This window comes from Adhaeribacter arboris, from assembly GCF_003023845.1.
GTDB classification, from domain to species: domain Bacteria; phylum Bacteroidota; class Bacteroidia; order Cytophagales; family Hymenobacteraceae; genus Adhaeribacter; species Adhaeribacter arboris.
Map to the genome: position 1 here is coordinate 3,768,962 of NZ_PYFT01000001.1, position 17,581 is coordinate 3,786,542.

Genomic DNA, 17,581 nt, shown 5'->3' on the forward strand with positions numbered 1-17,581 from the left:
TGACCAGTAATGCTTACTCCTACCCGCAAGAATTAGGATAAAGTTATCCCACAGGTAAGCAACTGCTCCTAGAAGTACTAAGGGCAGAACTTAAACATTTAAACTTACAAACAACAATAAAAACCAATGTTCAGCACTATTTAAATTTTATATTATAAATTTTATATACTAAAATATATAATTGGTAATATATTTGCTATTTTTATAGCGAAATCAATATACTTATATGGTTGAGGCAGTTCAAAGCTTGTTACACATGCGAGAAATAAAGAAAACAGCTTTCCAAGCGGCCACTACTAATTACCGACAAAATCTATATTCTAACAATAAAATTAAAAGCGTTATTCCTGGTCTAATATATATTCTGGATATTTCCTGCAATAGAAATACCTACTGTAGCCACGGAGTAACCCAAATTTTGGGTTATTCGGTGGCAGATAGTATGGCTATGGACAACAGTTTCCCGCTAAGTATTATTCATCCCGCGGATAAAGTACTATTACAGGAATACCGCCAGAGACTAATAACAATACCCGGCGAAGAAGCTTTTGAATTAGAATGCCGGGTGCAGCATAAAAACGGTAATTGGCAACGGTTGCTTACCCAAGAAAGTATTTTCAGCCGGCACGAAGACGGCACGGTACGGGAAATAATTGGCTCCGCGCAAGTGCTTGACCTAGCCGATGAATTTCTTCAAGAAGAAAATACAATCCGAGCGAAAGCTTCGCACAACGATGAATTATACCGCCTCATCTCCGAAAACTTAACGGATCTCATCAGCCTGCACTACCCAAATGGAACCGCTATTTATTATTCACCCAGTTGTAAAGATTTGCTGGGCTATGAGGCCGAGGAACTGGTACGCATAAAACCCTCTAATTTAATTCATCCGGATGAGGCAGTACAGGTAAAACATGCTATTGAAGAGGCTCTGCTTACCGGTAAAACTACCATCCACACGCAATACCGCATTCGTAAAAAAACCGGCGAGTACATTTGGTTCGAAAGTACTACCAAAGCCATAAAAGATGAATCTGGTCAGGTAATTCGTTTACAGAGTTCTTCGCGGGACATTACCGAAAGAAAAAAAGCGGAAGTAGCCTTAGAAAAAAGCGAAAGAAAATACCGCGACCTGGTATTATACAGCCAGGTTATTATTTATACCCATACGCTGGATGGCACTATCTTATCCACAAACCCTATTTTACAGAACTTACTGGGGTACTCTGAATTTGAATTAATTGGCTTACCCTTTACCGAGCTTCTGCGCGGCCGCGAGCGCCTCCGTTATCAGGAATATTTAAAAGACATTCAACAAAACAATAAAGTAGTAGGCGTAATTACCGTGCTGGACAAAAAAGGCCGGCCCAAGCACCTGCTTTACCATAACATAAAAGTAAACGAGCCCGAAGTAGAACCTTACGTTATTGCCTTTGCTCAGGATATTACGGAACGTTTAGAAGCTGAAAACGAGCTGAAAAAAGCTAAAATTAAAGCAGAGCAATCCGCTAAATCAAAAGAGCTTTTTCTGGCTAATATGAGCCACGAAATCCGTACGCCCATGAACGGTATATTAGGAATGGCCGCCTTGCTGAAGAAAACTGACCTGAATGATACCCAGCAAAACTACTTAAAATTAATTAAGGAGTCAGCCCAAAACCTGCTCGTTATTATTAACGACGTGCTGGATGTCGCCAAAATTGAATCAGGTAAACTTAAATTAGAAAAAATACCTTTTAACGTCAACGAAATCCTGCAATCGGCGCATCAATCGCTTACTTACAAAGCCGAAGAAAAAGATATTTTATTGCGGCTTAAACCTTTATCCTTGGCCACTCCTTTGGTTGCCGGCGACCCCTACCGCCTTACTCAAATCTTGATTAATCTGCTTAGCAATGCCATAAAGTTCACGGAAGAGGGAAAAGTAGAATTAGCGGCTGAGATAGTTAAAGAAACAATTTTTGATTACACGCTTTGCTTTTCTGTTACAGATACCGGTATTGGCATTCCGGTCAATAAACTAGATAAAATTTTCGAAAGTTTTGTGCAGGCCAACAGCGATACTACCCGGAAATACGGTGGCACGGGTTTAGGTCTTTCTATTTGCAAAAACTTAGTAGAGTTACAAGGAGGACGCATCTGGGTAAAAAGTAAACCCCGTCAGGGCACCACTTTTACTTTCGAACTTACTTATCCCAAAGCACACCTGGCAGAAGATTTAAACAATATTGCACCTTCAAATAATGACTATACTAGTCTGCAATCTTTAAAAATATTACTGGCGGAAGATAATGCTATCAATAGATTTATGGCCGAATCTATTTTAATTAATTGGGGAGTACAGCTGTCTATTGCCAATAACGGAAAAGAGGCCGTTAAATTGCACCAGGAGCATACCTTCGACATAATTTTAATGGATATTCAAATGCCCGAAATGGGAGGTGTGGAAGCAACCCGCATTATTCGGCAAATGCCAGATCCGGTTAAGGCGCAAATTCCTATTATTGCCCTTACCGCTAATGCTTTAAAAGGCGATAGCGATACCTACCTAAAAGCCGGCATGAATGATTATATGTCGAAGCCGTACGAAGAAGAAAAATTATTTTATAAAATATCCCAAAACGTTCACCCGAATAAGCCTATTATGAAATTACCGGATGATCCTGCCAAAGATGATGCGGTTCCTAACCTACCTGCAAAAAATCTTTACAGCCTGGAAATGGTGCAAAAATTAGCCAAAGGCGACCATAGTTTCACCAATCAGATGATTGACATGTTTGTGACTCTGATTCCGGAAGCTATCCAGAACATGAAGGCGCACGTTACCGCCGGCGAATGGCATCAGTTAAGTCAGGTGGCCCATAGCATCAAGCCAGCAATAGATACCCTCCTGATTACCTCTATTCAAGAGCAATTACTTAAAGTGGAACTAGATGCCAAGAACGCTCAAAACGTAGCGGATTTGCCGCAACTCGTTGCCAACATCTCTCATACCTTACAGGCAGTTATTATTCATTTAAAAGAAGAATTTAAAAGTTAAAATTAACGTAAGTAAAAACTCCTTGCTCGCTGACCAGCGTTCCTGATTAATGCCCGTGAGCCGAGGCTTCGGTTTGCGAGGTTACCTGAAGTTGTTTCACTTTGCCTTGCTCCCAGGCATTAGCCCCCGGCACGGGTTTTGGCATAGGAATATCGGCCCTTTGTTCCCGTTTTTGCTTATTATTTACTTTAAACCGGGCATCGCGGTCGGTGAGTAGTTTTGGATGTAACTGGCCATCTTTGGTAAAACCCATCATAATTTGCGGAATGCCCATGGGCAACTCTAAATCCCGGTCGGTGTGCCAGGTATGAATTACTTTGCCGTAGGTAGATACAATCTGTTCCATTAATTCGTGTTCCGCTACATCGGGTATGCCAGGAGCAATTAGTTCGCCGGATTTTACCTCGTAGGCGTGGCTGTGCCATAATTCCCGTTCCGCCATAGGTAGGGTTTTAAAGAGTTTTTCGGAAACAATATATTCTACGCCCATTATTTTTGCATTTTCGCCATTGCCATCGAACATGACACACTGGGTTAAATCTTCGTTTATTTTAGTACAGTAATGGTGAGCTTCCATCTGACCTTTTAAATTACCGTTGTAAAAATGAAACCCATCCAGGTACATATTCATTCTTTTCAAAGGGGTTTTATCTTGCAGTACATCGGCGCCCGTTTCCAGTATCTTAGTTTTCGGCGTTTTCTCCTGACCCGGGGATTTTACATACGAACTGGTATTTTCGCCGCCGCAACTCAGCAGCCAGCATACAGGTGCTATTAAAATAAATTTTGCAACTCTCATAAGCAACGGGCTTTTACTTCTTGTTTCAGCTAATCGGTTTGGTTAATAAAATTTAACGGTTGTTTGCTAACCAAGTTTATCTACCCTCTATTAATTTTATTTAATGAGAACTTATACGGATAGGGAAATCCGTAGAAAATCAAAAACTTGTTTCTTCTTAATCAGTAAGTAAAGTGCTTGTTAGTTGATGATTAAGAAAGAATATGAAAGATTTTGTAATAGCAATTCACGGTGGAGCAGAAAATAAAACTCGTCGGGATATTGGTCCTGATATGGAAGCCGCTTACCGCCGGAGTTTGGAAGAAGCCTTGCTAGCCGGATGGTCAATTTTGAATGATGGAGGATCTGCGGTAGATGCGGTAGAAGCCGCCGTAAAGGTTATGGAAAATAATTATTTGTTTAATGCGGGTAAAGGAGGGGCTTATACCGAAAAGTACAAAAACCAGTTTGATGCTTCAATTATGTGCGGCAAAACTTTAAAGGCTGGTACCGTTGCGGGAGTACATCGGGTAAAAAATCCTATCACTTTGGCCAAAACTATAAAAGATAAATCGAAGCATGTGTTTTTAACCAGTGATGGTGCCGAAGAATTTGCGCTGGAACATCATTTAGAATTTAAGCCGGCGGAATATTTCCGGACTAAAAAGCAATTGGATGAACTAGAAGAAACTAAGAAAGAAGAAAAGGTAAAGGAATTTGATACCGTAGGTGCCGTAGCTCTCGATAAAAACGGGAACCTGGCCGCGGCTACTTCTACTGGTGGGTTGGTGAATCAGCATAATGGCCGGGTAGGCGACACTCCTATTATTGGCAGCGGCACCTACGCGAATAATGAAGTATGCGCCATTTCCTGTACCGGCGATGGCGAAGGTATTATGCGGGCAGTAGTTGGGCACGAGGTGTACGCTTTGGTAAAATATCAGAAATTACCTATTCAGGAAGCTTGCGAGCGGGCAGCTACTGTTTACAAAGATAAAATTGAAGGTGATAAAAATTTGATTGCTCTCGACCCACAAGGGAATGTTGGTATTTATTACGAAACCGACTTAATGTTCCGGGCTTATAAGAAAGGGCAGCAACCACATACCGTTGCCATTTGGGAAGATTAAATTATCATTCAGAAGTCTTACAGAACGGAATAAGCTTTTGGAGCAAACTTTAAAGTTATTTTTCCCTGTTTATAGAGTTTATTAGTGGCTATATTGATTTAATGAGAAGAATCTATTTTTACTAACCTACCCGAATATACTTTACTGTTTACCGCAATGTGATAATAGTATAAACCAGAACTCGTTGGTTGGCCTTGGCTAGTGAGCCCATTCCAAGGTAACACATATGTTCCTGCCAAGAACTTAGCCGGTGCTATTTCATAAATTTTCTGGCCCATTTCCGAATAAATACTTATCTGAACGATCGCTGATTCAGCTAAAGTAAGTCCAAAGCTGCTGCTACGGCTAAAAGGATTGGGGTAAGTTGTTACCTGTGTTGGTACTATTTGTATTGATTCGGCCACCATGCTCTTACTGGCAAGTGGTGGTGCTGGGGCGACGGAAACGGCGGATGAAGTTACTTTAAAAGGCAAATCGCTGGTAGCCTGCCCGCCACCGGTTAGTAGAATACGAACTGAACCGGTAACTGCTTTTTCCGGCACAGTCACTTTTATAAAAATTCCATAATAAACTTTAACGTTTGATGCCGGCACACCATTAAAAAAAACATTTTTTACGGTAGTTAAATGAGTACCCATAATAAGAACAGTAGAACCTATGGCCCCCTCATTGGGCGCCATTGCCAGAATGCTCGGTTGTACTACTGTAAATAAATGAGAGCTGGTAGTTTTTCCGGCTATTGTTTCTACTTCTATGTAACCCGAACTTGCTGAGCCTGGCACAACCGCTTTTATGTAAGAATTATTAATTACTTGATAGGTAGCTTTAACGCCATTAAACCGGACAAAACGTGTAAACTGCAAATGGTTGCCCTTTATAGTAACTGTAGTTCCAGGTAAACCTTGTTCGGGAGTAAAAGAAGTAATTTGCGGAGGAAGTACTACTTGAACGAGCCAATAATCGACAAAGCCTTTTGTACTTTCGCTTTTACTCCCACTTTTGTCGGAGTCTGAATAGCCAGCAAGTAGGTAACCCCCAGGTGCGGGAACCACGCTCCGCAGATAATCGTACTGTTGCCCGCCAAAGCTTTTGTCCCAAATTTTTTGACCCAGATTATTTACTTTTAGCAGCCAATAATCTGACCCTCCTTGGCTGACTTCACTTTTTTGTCCGCTGATACCGGAGTTAGAAAAACCACCTATTATAAATGTACCATCCGATAACGGTAAAATATCCGTCAGTTCATCGTTATTGCTACCTCCTAAAGTCCGATCCCATAACTGTTGGCCATTCTCATCAATCTTAATTACCCATTGGTCGGCACCGCCCCGGCTAGAGCCGTGTTTATCGCCACCGGAGCCGGATAACGAAGTACCCCCTAGTAAGTAACCGCCGCCAGCCGCTTTTACTATTGTTTGCAGATTATCAACATTACTCGAGCCAAAAGTTCGATCCCATTGTTTAATGCCGGTGCTGGTTATTTTTACAATCCAATAATCATCTTTACCGCGGGTGCGGTTTTGTTTATCGCCGCTGATACCGGAGTTAGAAGTTCCCCCGAGTAGATAACCGCCATCTGACGTAGCTACTATTGTTTGCAGATTGTCGTACCCTTTTCCTCCATAAGTTTGGTCCCATAAAGGGTTCCCGGTTGCATCCATCCTTACTATCCAATAATCAGCACTCCCTCGACTACCACCGTGCTTGTCGCCGCTCATCGCCGACGACGACGTACCACCCAGTAGGAAACCGCCATCGGGGGTTTTTACGGCGGCACGAAGATTATCGTATTTATCTCCCCCAAAGGTTCGGTCCCAAAGTTTATTTCCACTAGTATCTAACTTTACTACCCAAAAATCGGCTACCCCTCGCAATGCATCACTTTTATCGTCACCCGTTTCCGAATCAGAAGTACCTGCCAGTAAATAGCCATCGGAAGTAGCAACCAAGGCGGCTAAGTCATCGCCTTCAGTTCCGCCGATAGTTTTATCCCACTTTTTCTTACCGCTTTCATCTATCTTTACTACCCAATAATCGATGCTGCCTTTGCCAGGTTCACTTTTGTCGCCGCCTTTCTCTGAATCACTATACCCCCCTAGTAAATAGCCCCCATCGGGGGTGGGCACCATATCTTGCAATAATGACGAGCCGTGGGTTATCGGATTACTACTGTCGTAGGGCACATAGGTTTTCGTGCCCCCGTAGGTTTTATCCCATTGTTTTATTTGCCCTGCTACTTTAAAGGTAAACGTATTTAAGAGCAAGTATAGCAACCAACATAAGTGTTTGCCGGAGATTGTGTACTCGAAATAATTTTTACTAGCAGGCCAAATTAATTTCATAGCAGATTTTAAAATAAAACTAGTGCCCAATACATGCAACATTACTTCGAATTACACTCGTAATCAAATATAAGGTATTACTAATTAATATCTTATAGAAAATAATTAGTAATACCTTTAGAATAAAACGCTGCGAAATCAGAAAAATAAGCGAAATAGAAGGTCTTCTTATTTACCCCATCCAGATAGAGTGTCTCTGGCAAATAAATGCAATCAGATAGGAAAAGTATTTTAGTTAAACTGAACTTGATATATAAGCGACTGCCTTACAGAACGAATAACTTGTCGTTGTAACTTCTCTAACTTACACCCTCATTCCTACGTTAGAAAGAGGCGAACATCAACCCTAAAACGAATGGAACAAGAACAAACAACTTTGCTGAAGGATTATTCGCTAGAAGAGCGTGGCGCTTACCTGGGAGCTTTGGCTACTATTGCCTCCGCTGACGGCAACGCGAGTGCCGAGGAATTAGAATTTTTAAAAATGATGGCCGAAGCCGCCGAGTTACCGGATAACTTGCAGCAGGAGATTACGCAAATCGCTCAAAGTCCCTCAAAGATAAGCTTGCAAAAATGCCTGGATACTTTAAAACAAAGTAATCTACGGTTCTCGTTTGTAACGGATATCATTAGTTTTGCCAAATCCGACGGGCAATATTCGCCGGAAGAACAACAACGCATTCAGGATATTTCAAATTATCTGGGCATCGATCAAAAACAGTTTAGTATTTTAGACCAGTTTGTGGATAAAGCCAACGATGCCAAACAACAAGGCGAAGACCCTACCTCACAAGCTTTTATGCACAAGAGTGGCTTTGGCGACATGTTTAAAAACGTAGGCATTTCCCCGCAAATGGTAACCGGGATGTTGGGTATTCTGGCTCCGATTGTTATTAGCCGGATGATGAGTGGCGGCCGGCGACAGTACGGCGGTGGTATGATGGGCGGCTTGGGTGGCGGCTTACTGGGAGGTTTACTAGGTGGCGGCATGGGTATGGGCGGCGGCATGTACAACAGCGGCGGTGGCCTGGGCTCCATTATTTCGATCTTGGGCGGTTTAAATGGTCGTCGCGGTTACGGCGGTATGGGCAGCGGTGGCTTAGGTGGTTTGCTCGGTGGCATTTTAGGCGGTGGCCGGCGGGGCTGGTAAATACAACCGGCAGCCCGTAAAAAAATTTTTATTAATCTTGCTTTATTTATCAATCTACAGTTCTACATTTCCGGAGCCAGGGATTTAGGGGTTGGGCTGGATTCATTATTTAAAGTGTATAAAATATACATACAAATAAGCAGTACAATTCCGCAGCTAAATCCCAGCACCGGCGCTGGTAGCGCCAGCAAGGCCCAACCACTAATGTACGACCCGATCACCTCGCTTAAATTAATAAAAGCCATATATGCCGTAAACTGAGAACCGGCCGTATATTCTGTACAGAGTGTCATGAGAATAGGAAAGGCGGCTACACTGAACAGCGGATCAGCTAAATTCCAGAATAGCAGGCCGGAGATGGTGAAAGGCCGGATATCCCACAAAAAAGCCAATAAATTAAAAATAATTAAAAAAGCCGCCAGCACGGCCATTACTTTCACTTGTAGTTTTTTCGGACCCAGCCAATCGGCTAAAATACCACCGCCCAACACTACGCTAAGGGTTATTAAGCTCCCCCAGCCGCCCTGTAACACCGAAACATCTTGGTCGGGCCAGTGCAGCACTTGAATCAGGTGAAAAGCAAACGAGCGGATAAAAATACTAAAGCATAAGTACACCACGAATATAACTCCAAAAGTCCGTAAACTAGTGGTGGCCGTTAGATTGCGCCATAAATATTGAAATACAATCTTTAATTTCGGATTCTCTTCGGAGCTTACTTTTTTTGCTTGATTCCTTCGGGTGGGTAATAACTGGTCGCCAGGTTCTAATTTAATAAAGAAGGTAAACACGGTAAACAGCAGCAACAAACCCGATTGAACCAGCACCGCTGCTCTAAAACCAAACTGATGCATGATATAAGCTAAAGCGGCCGCACCAAAAGAAATTCCCAGCAGCAAGCCGCCCCGCATACAAGCGTTTAACCGCCCCCGCTCCGCAAACGGAACTACCGAAATCGCCATGGCATCTACGCTCGCATCCTGCACCGAAGCAAACAAACTGTGCGTAAAAAATACCAAGCCTAAAAGCGAAAGTTGCGTTAAGGGTTCAGTAACGAGTAATAGGGTAAGGGAGGCCAGAAAAGCCGCTAACTGGGTAAGCACTACCCATTGCTTGCGGTGCCCGATTACAGAATACTGATACCGGTCGATGATTGGTCCCCAAAAAAATTGAATAATCCAGGGTATACCTACAATACTGACAAACGTACCAATACTCGCCGGATTAACGCCCCGGCCATTTAAATAATTAGCAATGGCCGTAAGAGCAAAACCCGAAGGAATACCCTGCATGACATATAAATAGAAAAAAGTACTATACCGCATGCGGGCACTTTGGCTTAAAGCAGGTAAAGGCATTAATAGCGCTTTGGGGTTTAAAAACAGCTTCGTCTCTACCTGAGATCAACAACTATGGCGGCACTTTGTTTTACGTACTTTTATAAGTTTTTCTGAAGCATTTTTTTTTACGGATGCTTCATCTATTATTCTAAGGTAGTGATTGGTTGTTCGTTGTTTAGTGAATAAACTTGTATCCTTCTACGTATTAACTTAAAGTAAACATTGGTTATTCAGGAAGTAGTTGTCTGCAGTTTTGCTTCAATCAGTTCGAGTATTTATAGTGCATCCATTATTGATTTTAAAAAAACCGCCGCTACAAGCGCCTTCTTTGTCAGCGTTTATAACGACGGTTTCCTTCGCATTCGTTGATTCACCGGAACATTATTCTTTCATAAACTTCAGAATTTGGTGTCCTTGTTCGGTTTGCAATTGTAATAAATACAACCCTGCCTGGAGTGATGCCACATTTATTTGCAATTTATCCCGGCCTAACTGTTCATGCGCGTTTAGTAATACTTCCCGACCTGTGGCATCTACTACGGCTGTTTGCAGCTTATCTGCCGGAGCCGTAAGTTGCACGGTTAAATTAGTTTTAACCGGATTAGGATACAAACTAGTTACTAGCTCGCCTTCTTCCGCTGGTTCTACTTCCATTTCCAGGCGTTCGGCTCCGGCAACGGGTACCACTTCAATGGCAGCGACACACGCTTTATCCACAGTGGAGGTAAATCTTAGATTTAAGGTACCATCAGAAACGTTAATGGTTTTGGAAACAATAAGCGCTCTTTTTGCTCCCCCCGCAGCGGTATAAATATCGTAGTTGCTTAACCAACTGGCTCCTTCGGCGGTTACGTTAAATTTACGCTGCCCGGCAGCTGTATGAAAAATTTCCGCAAAATGCAGTTTCACGGTATACGAGCCATTACTTACCGGAATGTTGTATTGGAAGCTTCCTCCGTTGTTAGTAGCCCGGCGATTATCCTGATAAAGCGCGTCATTGGTGGTATTGGCAATGGCCGCAGCCGTAGTAGAAACACTCGTGGTGCCACTAAAGTAGTTATCCGCACTAAAACTACCCAAAGAAGTAGCAACCGCACTGCCGCCCGTATTCAGGCGCACTGTGCTAGCCGTACCAACATTAATGGTAACAGTTTTGGAAGTAGAACTCTGGCAACCCCAGATTACCCGGAAATTAAACGAGTCGGTACCCGTAAAACCAGGGTCAGGCGTGTAGACGCGGTTAGCATTGGAGCCGGTTAAAGTGCCGTGTTGGGGTTGAGCCGCCACTTTAAAGGTAAGCGGAGTACCGCCTGAACCGGTAAGCGTGATGGCTTTGGGCGTATTAACGGCAGTAGTTACGTTTTGAGCATTGGCAACAGGGTTAGCTTTCTGGATAATTAAATTGCCTAAGGGTACACTGCCATCGGTAGCTGGGTTTAAATGGCGCAGCACATTAAAAGTGCCACCCGTACTAATTCTAAAAATAGTTCCTCCTCCGTTCATACCGCCTTCGCTAGTCATACCGTACAACCTACCATCGGTACCTTGCACTAAGTCTCCCCGTGGGTTACCGCCATCCGTGGCTAAATCAAAATCACGCAGCACAATGTACGGGTTGCCGCTCGGCGCTATTTTAAAAATGACGCCCCGACCCGTCGCTCCGCCACCTTGGGTCATCCCATAAAAGTTACCGTCGCTGCCTTGTATCAGGCTATTGTTATAAGAATATCCTCCATTCGTATTATCTAAGTTTTTAATTACGGTAAGCGTACCAGTGGGTGTAATTTTAAAAATGGTGCCGTAGCCTATTGTACCTCCCTGGTAGGTTATACCATAAAAGTTATTATCCTTCCCGCGCACCAGGCTGCCAAACGGCGAACCACCCGTAGTAGCAAAATCCAGGTGACGCAATACCGTAAAAACACTGCCCGAAGTTGTTATTTTAAAAATAGTACCGTAGCCATTTGTACCGCCATATGAAGCTGTTCCGTATAAATTACCATCGGTGCCCCGCACCAAGCTGGCACTGGGATAGGCGCCATCGTTTGTATAATCCAAGTTCCAGAGTACGGTTAGGGTACCGCCAGGGGAAATTTTGAAAATTGTACCGTAGCCGTACGTTCCGCCCACTTGGCTAGTGCCATAAAAATTACCATCCGGCGCTTGCACTAAACTGCCCTGGGGATTGCTGCCCGTAGTAGTAGCATCCAAAGATTTGATAGTAGAAAAAGTACCCGTGCAAAACTTAAATACCGTGCCGTAATCATTAATACCACCCAGACCAGTCATCCCGTAGAAATTACCATCAGCGGCCTGAACAACGCTAGCAACTGGTTGAATGCCCTGTCCCGTTTCAGGAAATTTCACGAGCACCGATAAGGTACCGCCAGGCGTTATTTTAAAAATAGTACCCAACCCGCTGCCATCACTGCCGCCGAAAGAAGTCATACCGTAGAAATTACCATCGGTACTGTTGCGCACTAAACTACCTTGTGGGTTACCCCCGGTAACCGTTTCATCTAAATTTTTGAGCACCGTATAAGTGCCGCCGGGAGTCATTTTAAATACGGTTCCATAACCTACACTACCCCCTGATTGCATCATACCATAAAAATTGCCGTCAGGCTGTTGCGTTAAACTGCCTTTGGGATAACTACCTTGCGTCGTATAATCCAGATTTTTGAGTACGGTAAACGTACCGCCGGGAGTCATTTTAAATATAGTACCGTACCCGAAGGTCCCGCCCTGGTAGATCATCCCATAAAAGTTGCCGTCCGCCGCTTTTATTAAATTGTTCCGGTTTGGATAGCCTCCGTCGGTGGAATAATCTAAATGCCGCCGGACCGTATAAGTGCCGGCCGGGGTAATTCGGAAGATCGTGCCATAGCCGTAGATTCCACCCGTTAAAGTCATGCCGTAAAAGTTACCATCGCCCCCCAGCACTAAATCACCTTGCGGGTAAGCGCCATCTGCTGAGCTATTTAAGTGACGCAGAACAGTATAGGTTCCGGTTGGCGTAATACGAAAGATAGTGCCGTAATTATTAGCACCGCCCGTGCCGGTCATGCCGTAAAAGTTGTTATCGGTACCTTTAATTAAGCTGCCGTATGGATGCGCCCCGTCGGCTGTGTAATCTAAATCGTGCAGAACAGTATAAGTGCCGGTTTGGGTTATTTTAAAAATGGTGCCGTTGCCAGAACTACCCCCCTCGTAGGTCATTCCATAAAAATTACCATCCGGCGCCTGAAATAAACTACCAAAGGGCCTACTGCCCTCGCTGGTACCGTTAAAAGAATGCAGTACCGTAAGGTCGCCGGCAGCAGTCATTTTAAACACCGTGCCAAAACCAAATCCGCCGCCCGAAGTCATCCCGTAGAAATTACCGTCCGAAGCTTTAATTAAATCGCCGTAAGGCTCACTACCCGAACGGGCAAACTCCCGGTGGATGGTATAACCGGTACCATCGCTTTTCATGGTAAAAGCAGTACCCCCCTGCAGCTTACCGCCCGAAGATGTTAATCCTACCAGAACATCCTGCGCTCGGGTATCCAGTACCGATAAAATAAAAAAGGAAGTAAGCAGCCAAATCCAAACCCGGCAAAATTGTAAGGAAGGCGAAACCAGGCGTTTAAGTAACGGGGGAGTAATAGAAAATGAATTTCCGTGGATAGGTAAAAGTAAGTCTTTTTTCATGATGGAATAGTTTAGAGTTGGTTAAGGTTGGAGGTGTGTTTTTACAGTAAAAAGCGAAACATCTTCGCTGCGCAGAATAGCATTGGCTAGATTAAGAAAATAGGCCTACAGCTTAATTACAGGTAATAGAAATGATTTACTTATATCAGTACACTACCAGTGCCTCTCTCTGCCCCAGCATTCATAATTAGAAATTGAACACAAGCGTAAAAGCGGTAGATAATAGCATTTTCTGTAAATGCAGCAGGAACCAGCTACTATTGAATCATAATTCAGTAGATGATAACACTATTGCTACTTTAAACCAATAAGTAACTATTTTGCCAGTATAACACCCTTATTGGGCCAGCTTAATACCGATATGGAAGAGAAACACATAACACACTGACGATCAAAAGGTAGGCATTAATTTTACCCAACGCAATACTTATTTTTAAGTATTTTTATTTGGGCTGGTAACTTAATTAGGTAAGAGCTTATTACTTATTAGAGCATTTTAGTTTTTGAAGTAAATAAAGGAGCCTGCTCCTGGAATACCTTAATCCCGATATTCTAGGAGCAGGCTCCTTTATTTCATGTATTCCCGAATACGGCCTTTTTTGGAATGCCGATGCCTGTTACTCTTTTCTAAACTTAAGCATTTGGCAGCCTTGCCGAGTTTGTATCTGCAATAAATACATACCCGCTGGAAGTAGCGCTACCTGTATTTTCAGTTTATCCCGGTCTATTACTTGATGGGAATTGTGCAGCACTTCTCTGCCCCTTACATCTAAAACAGCGGTTAACAAGTTATCAGTCGGAGTATTCAGTTGCACGATTAAATTAGTTTGAACCGGATTGGGATACAGCCTCGAAACTAAATAACTTACATCTGTTTCGTCATTTTGAGATCGACGTTCCGGCCCAGCTACCGGCAATACTTCCATCGCCGACACACACGCTTTATCTACCGTAGAAACAAAATTTACATTTAGTATACCATCGGCTACATCTATGTTCTTGGTCGCAATTACCGCTTTGCGGGCTCCTCCCGCCACGGCTACAATATCGTAATTGGTTAACCAACTCACTCCTTCGGCCATAACGTTAAACTTACGACTACCGGTTGTATTATAATAAATTTCTGCAAAGTGCAGCTTTACCGTATATAAACCGTTTGCTACCGGAATAGCGTACTGGAAACTACCTCCGGCCACACTCGCCCGACGATTGTTCTGATATAATACATCATCAGTGGTGTTGGCAATGGACGAAGCTGTAGTAGAAACGTTGGTGACACCGCTAAAGTAATTATCGGCAGTAAAGCTGCCCAGCGAAGTATTTAACGTTTCTCCTCCAGCATTGATTCGTATCGTACTAGCTACCGGCGTGCCCACCTGAATGCTGACGGTTTTAGTAGTAGAACTTTGGCAACCCCAGCTTACCCGGTAACTGAACGCATCCGTACCAGTAAAACCAGCATTAGGCGTGTAGGTGCGCTTGGCACCGGAACCACTTAACGAACCATTTTTGGGTTGGGAAACAATCTCGTAGACTAACGGACTGCTACCGCTACCTTTTAAAGTAATTGGTTTTAGTGTATTCACGGTTGTAGTTACACTTTGCGCATATGCCATGGGATTTGTCTTCTGGATAATCAAACTACCTATTGGCCCCCTTCCATCAGTAAAAGGATTTAAATGCCGCAAAACGGTAATATCACCAGAAGAAATCATTTTAAAAATGGTACCTGCGCCATATTTTCCACCCCGAAAATTAAGTCCGTAGAAGGAACCATCACCACCTTGAACTAAACTACCCATAGAATTAAAACCTGTAGAAGTAACATCAAAATTTTGTAAAATAGTAAAATCGCCGGCAGAGTTAATTTTAAAAATTGTACCGCGATTATTTTTTCCTCCATTTTCCGTCATACCATATAAGTTTCCGTCCGTAGCTTGTAGTAAACTTCCTAATGGCTGTCCACCATCCAAACTCTTGTTCAAATGCCGCAAAACGGTAAAACTACCGGTTAAAGAAACTTTAAATATGGTACCGGCCTCATAGTTACCACCACCCGAAGCCAAGCCGTATAAATTTCCATCCTTTCCTTGAATGAGATTACCTTCTGGGTAGGTGCCGTCAGCAGATTCCAAATTTCGAACGATAGAAAACATACCAACCGATGTAATTTTATAAATAATACCAAATCCCTTCACTCCGCCGCGGTTAGTCATGCCATAATAGTTACCATCCGAGGCCTGAATTAAACTACGAGGATTATAACCAGTATTTTCTGTATTAAAATGGTGCAAAACGGTAAGCCGACCTGATTGGCTCAATTTATAAATGGTACCCCAACCATTTTGCCCACCTGAGGCAGTAGTGCCATAGAAATTACCCTCTTTATCTTGGATCACACTGCTTAATGGACCACCACCGGTAGTTTTACTTTCGAAGGAGAAAAAAGTACGATAACTGCCATCGGTACAAAGCTTGAAAATTGTACCCGAGCTATAAGTTCCACCAAATTGAGTAGTGCCGTAATAAAAACCGTCTTTCGCCTGAATTAAGGTGGCTTGCGGGTAAGTATCTTTGGTAGAATCAGGTAAGCGAGCTAAAACTGTATATGCGCCTGCCAAGTTCACTTTAAATATAGTTCCTTTACCGAAAGTAGTACCACCTGCTGAGGTCATGCCGTACAAATAACCATCGTTGTTTTTATAAAAACTGCCAAACGAATTGGCCCCGTCTTCATTATTTCTTAAATGACGAATAACCATTAATTCACCAGTTGGCGTGACTTTAAAAATAGTGCCATCGCCGTAAAAGCCCCCATAGAAAGTAATGCCGTAGAAATTACCATCATTTTCCAAAGTTAAATTGCCGTATGGTCCGCCGCCTGTTGCTCTGAAATCAAAATTTTTAATAACTGTAAAAACACCTGCGGAAGAAATTTTAAAAACGGTACCAGCATTATTATAACCACCGGAAGAAGTCATACCGTAGAAATAACCATCTTTTCCTTTAGTTAAGCTGCCATGAGTGGCATAACCATCAGTAAAACTAAAATCATGCAGAACAGTTAGAATGCCCGTAGTAGTTATTTTAATGATAGTACCCAGTTTACCAGTACTATTGCCGTAACTAGTCATACCATAAAAAGTACCATCCTCTCCTTCAATCAAGTTACCTTCCGGATAACCACCTGTACTCGTATTTTCTAAGTTATGTAAAACAGTATACGTACCGGCGGGCGTAATTTTAAAGATAGTACCCTGCAAGTAAATGCCCCCCGAATAGGTCATGCCATAAAAATTACCGTCGCGACCTTTGGTCAGGCTACCCCGTGGGTACGCCCCGTCCGTTGCAAACTCTAAATGACGCAAAACGGTAAGTTTGCCAGTTGGTGTAATCTTAAAAATGGTACCGGAATTGTTAATTCCGCCGTTCTTCGTCATGCCGTAAAAATTACCATCATTTCCAACTACTAAGCTGCCTTGCGGGTGAACTCCATCTTCCGGAAGCAGATAGTGAAGAACAGTTATAACTCCACTTGTTGTCATTTTAAAGATAATGCCATTATCAGAAATACCACCCTCCGGAGTCATGCCGTACAAGTTGCCCTCTGCTCCCTTAATTAAATCGCCATGCGGACTATGACCCGTTTTCACAAAATTTCGATGAACTTTAAAATTCTCTCCAGTAGTATTAATACTAAAAGCGGTTCCTCCTCCGGTTGGCCCATCACCGGCAGTTAACCCCAACAAAATATCCTGGGCATTTAAGTTGGAAAAAGGGAGCAAACATCCCAGAGCAATAAGTAAGCTCCGCCTTATCATTTTTAAACAAAAAGCAGAAAAATTTAAGTTTTTAATCCGAGTTATTCCTTTTGTCTGAAAAAGAGAAAGCGTTACGAAAAAGGGTAAAGTTTTAGGCATAAATAAGCAGATCAAAAATTTAGCAGTATTCAGAAAGTAAATAGAAACAGATATAAAATGTAGTTAAATATACAGCTACTTCAAAGGTGTTTACAAATTTATCTAAATATATTATTATTCTACTATTTCGTGAGTTGCTTTTTTGATTCTCCGAAGGCTAAACCGCACCGAGAAAAATTTTGCCGGTT

The 17,581-nt window shown here is 42.9% G+C and carries 8 protein-coding genes; 3 read left to right on the plus strand and 5 right to left on the minus strand.

Annotated elements, in window-relative coordinates; translation table 11 throughout:
• The first annotated feature begins 226 nt into the window (after window positions 1-226).
• Window positions 227-3,040, plus strand: a complete 2,814-nt coding sequence (locus AHMF7605_RS15650) for a PAS domain S-box protein (protein ID WP_106930871.1) — start codon at window positions 227-229, stop codon at window positions 3,038-3,040.
• A gap of 46 nt (window positions 3,041-3,086) precedes the next feature.
• Here AHMF7605_RS15650 and AHMF7605_RS15655 read toward each other — a convergent pair whose 3' ends face one another.
• Window positions 3,087-3,839, minus strand: a complete 753-nt coding sequence (locus AHMF7605_RS15655; RefSeq protein ID WP_106930873.1) for an OBAP family protein — start codon at window positions 3,837-3,839, stop codon at window positions 3,087-3,089.
• A gap of 203 nt (window positions 3,840-4,042) precedes the next feature.
• On the opposite strand from AHMF7605_RS15655, the gene AHMF7605_RS15660 reads away from it, so the two are divergent.
• Window positions 4,043-4,948: an isoaspartyl peptidase/L-asparaginase family protein gene (locus AHMF7605_RS15660; RefSeq protein WP_106930875.1), complete on the plus strand. Its 906-nt coding sequence runs from the start codon at window positions 4,043-4,045 to the stop codon at window positions 4,946-4,948.
• A gap of 98 nt (window positions 4,949-5,046) precedes the next feature.
• Here the strand turns inward: AHMF7605_RS15660 and AHMF7605_RS15665 are convergent, their stop codons facing one another.
• A complete protein-coding gene (locus tag AHMF7605_RS15665) occupies window positions 5,047-7,290 on the minus strand; it encodes an IPT/TIG domain-containing protein (RefSeq protein WP_158267520.1) in 2,244 nt (747 codons plus the stop codon).
• Between the two features lie 355 nt (window positions 7,291-7,645).
• On the opposite strand from AHMF7605_RS15665, the gene AHMF7605_RS15670 reads away from it, so the two are divergent.
• On the plus strand, window positions 7,646-8,440 hold the full coding sequence (locus AHMF7605_RS15670; protein WP_106930879.1) for a tellurite resistance TerB family protein: 795 nt from the start codon (window positions 7,646-7,648) through the stop codon (window positions 8,438-8,440).
• Window positions 8,441-8,502: 62 nt separating this feature from the next.
• On the opposite strand, the gene AHMF7605_RS15675 is transcribed toward AHMF7605_RS15670, so the two are convergent.
• The 3 genes from AHMF7605_RS15675 to AHMF7605_RS15685 all read right to left on the minus strand — a co-directional run bounded on the left by AHMF7605_RS15675 (window position 8,503) and on the right by AHMF7605_RS15685 (window position 17,294).
• Window positions 8,503-9,798, minus strand: coding sequence for an MFS transporter (locus AHMF7605_RS15675; RefSeq protein ID WP_106930881.1), 1,296 nt, complete (start codon window positions 9,796-9,798; stop codon window positions 8,503-8,505).
• 363 nt (window positions 9,799-10,161) lie between these two features.
• Window positions 10,162-13,473 carry a choice-of-anchor tandem repeat GloVer-containing protein gene (locus AHMF7605_RS15680; protein WP_106930883.1) on the minus strand — a complete coding sequence of 1,104 codons (3,312 nt, stop codon included), beginning with the start codon at window positions 13,471-13,473 and terminating at the stop codon, window positions 10,162-10,164.
• Window positions 13,474-14,090: 617 nt separating this feature from the next.
• A complete protein-coding gene (locus tag AHMF7605_RS15685) occupies window positions 14,091-17,294 on the minus strand; it encodes a choice-of-anchor tandem repeat GloVer-containing protein (RefSeq protein WP_158267521.1) in 3,204 nt (1,067 codons plus the stop codon).
• Window positions 17,295-17,581 lie beyond the last annotated feature (287 nt).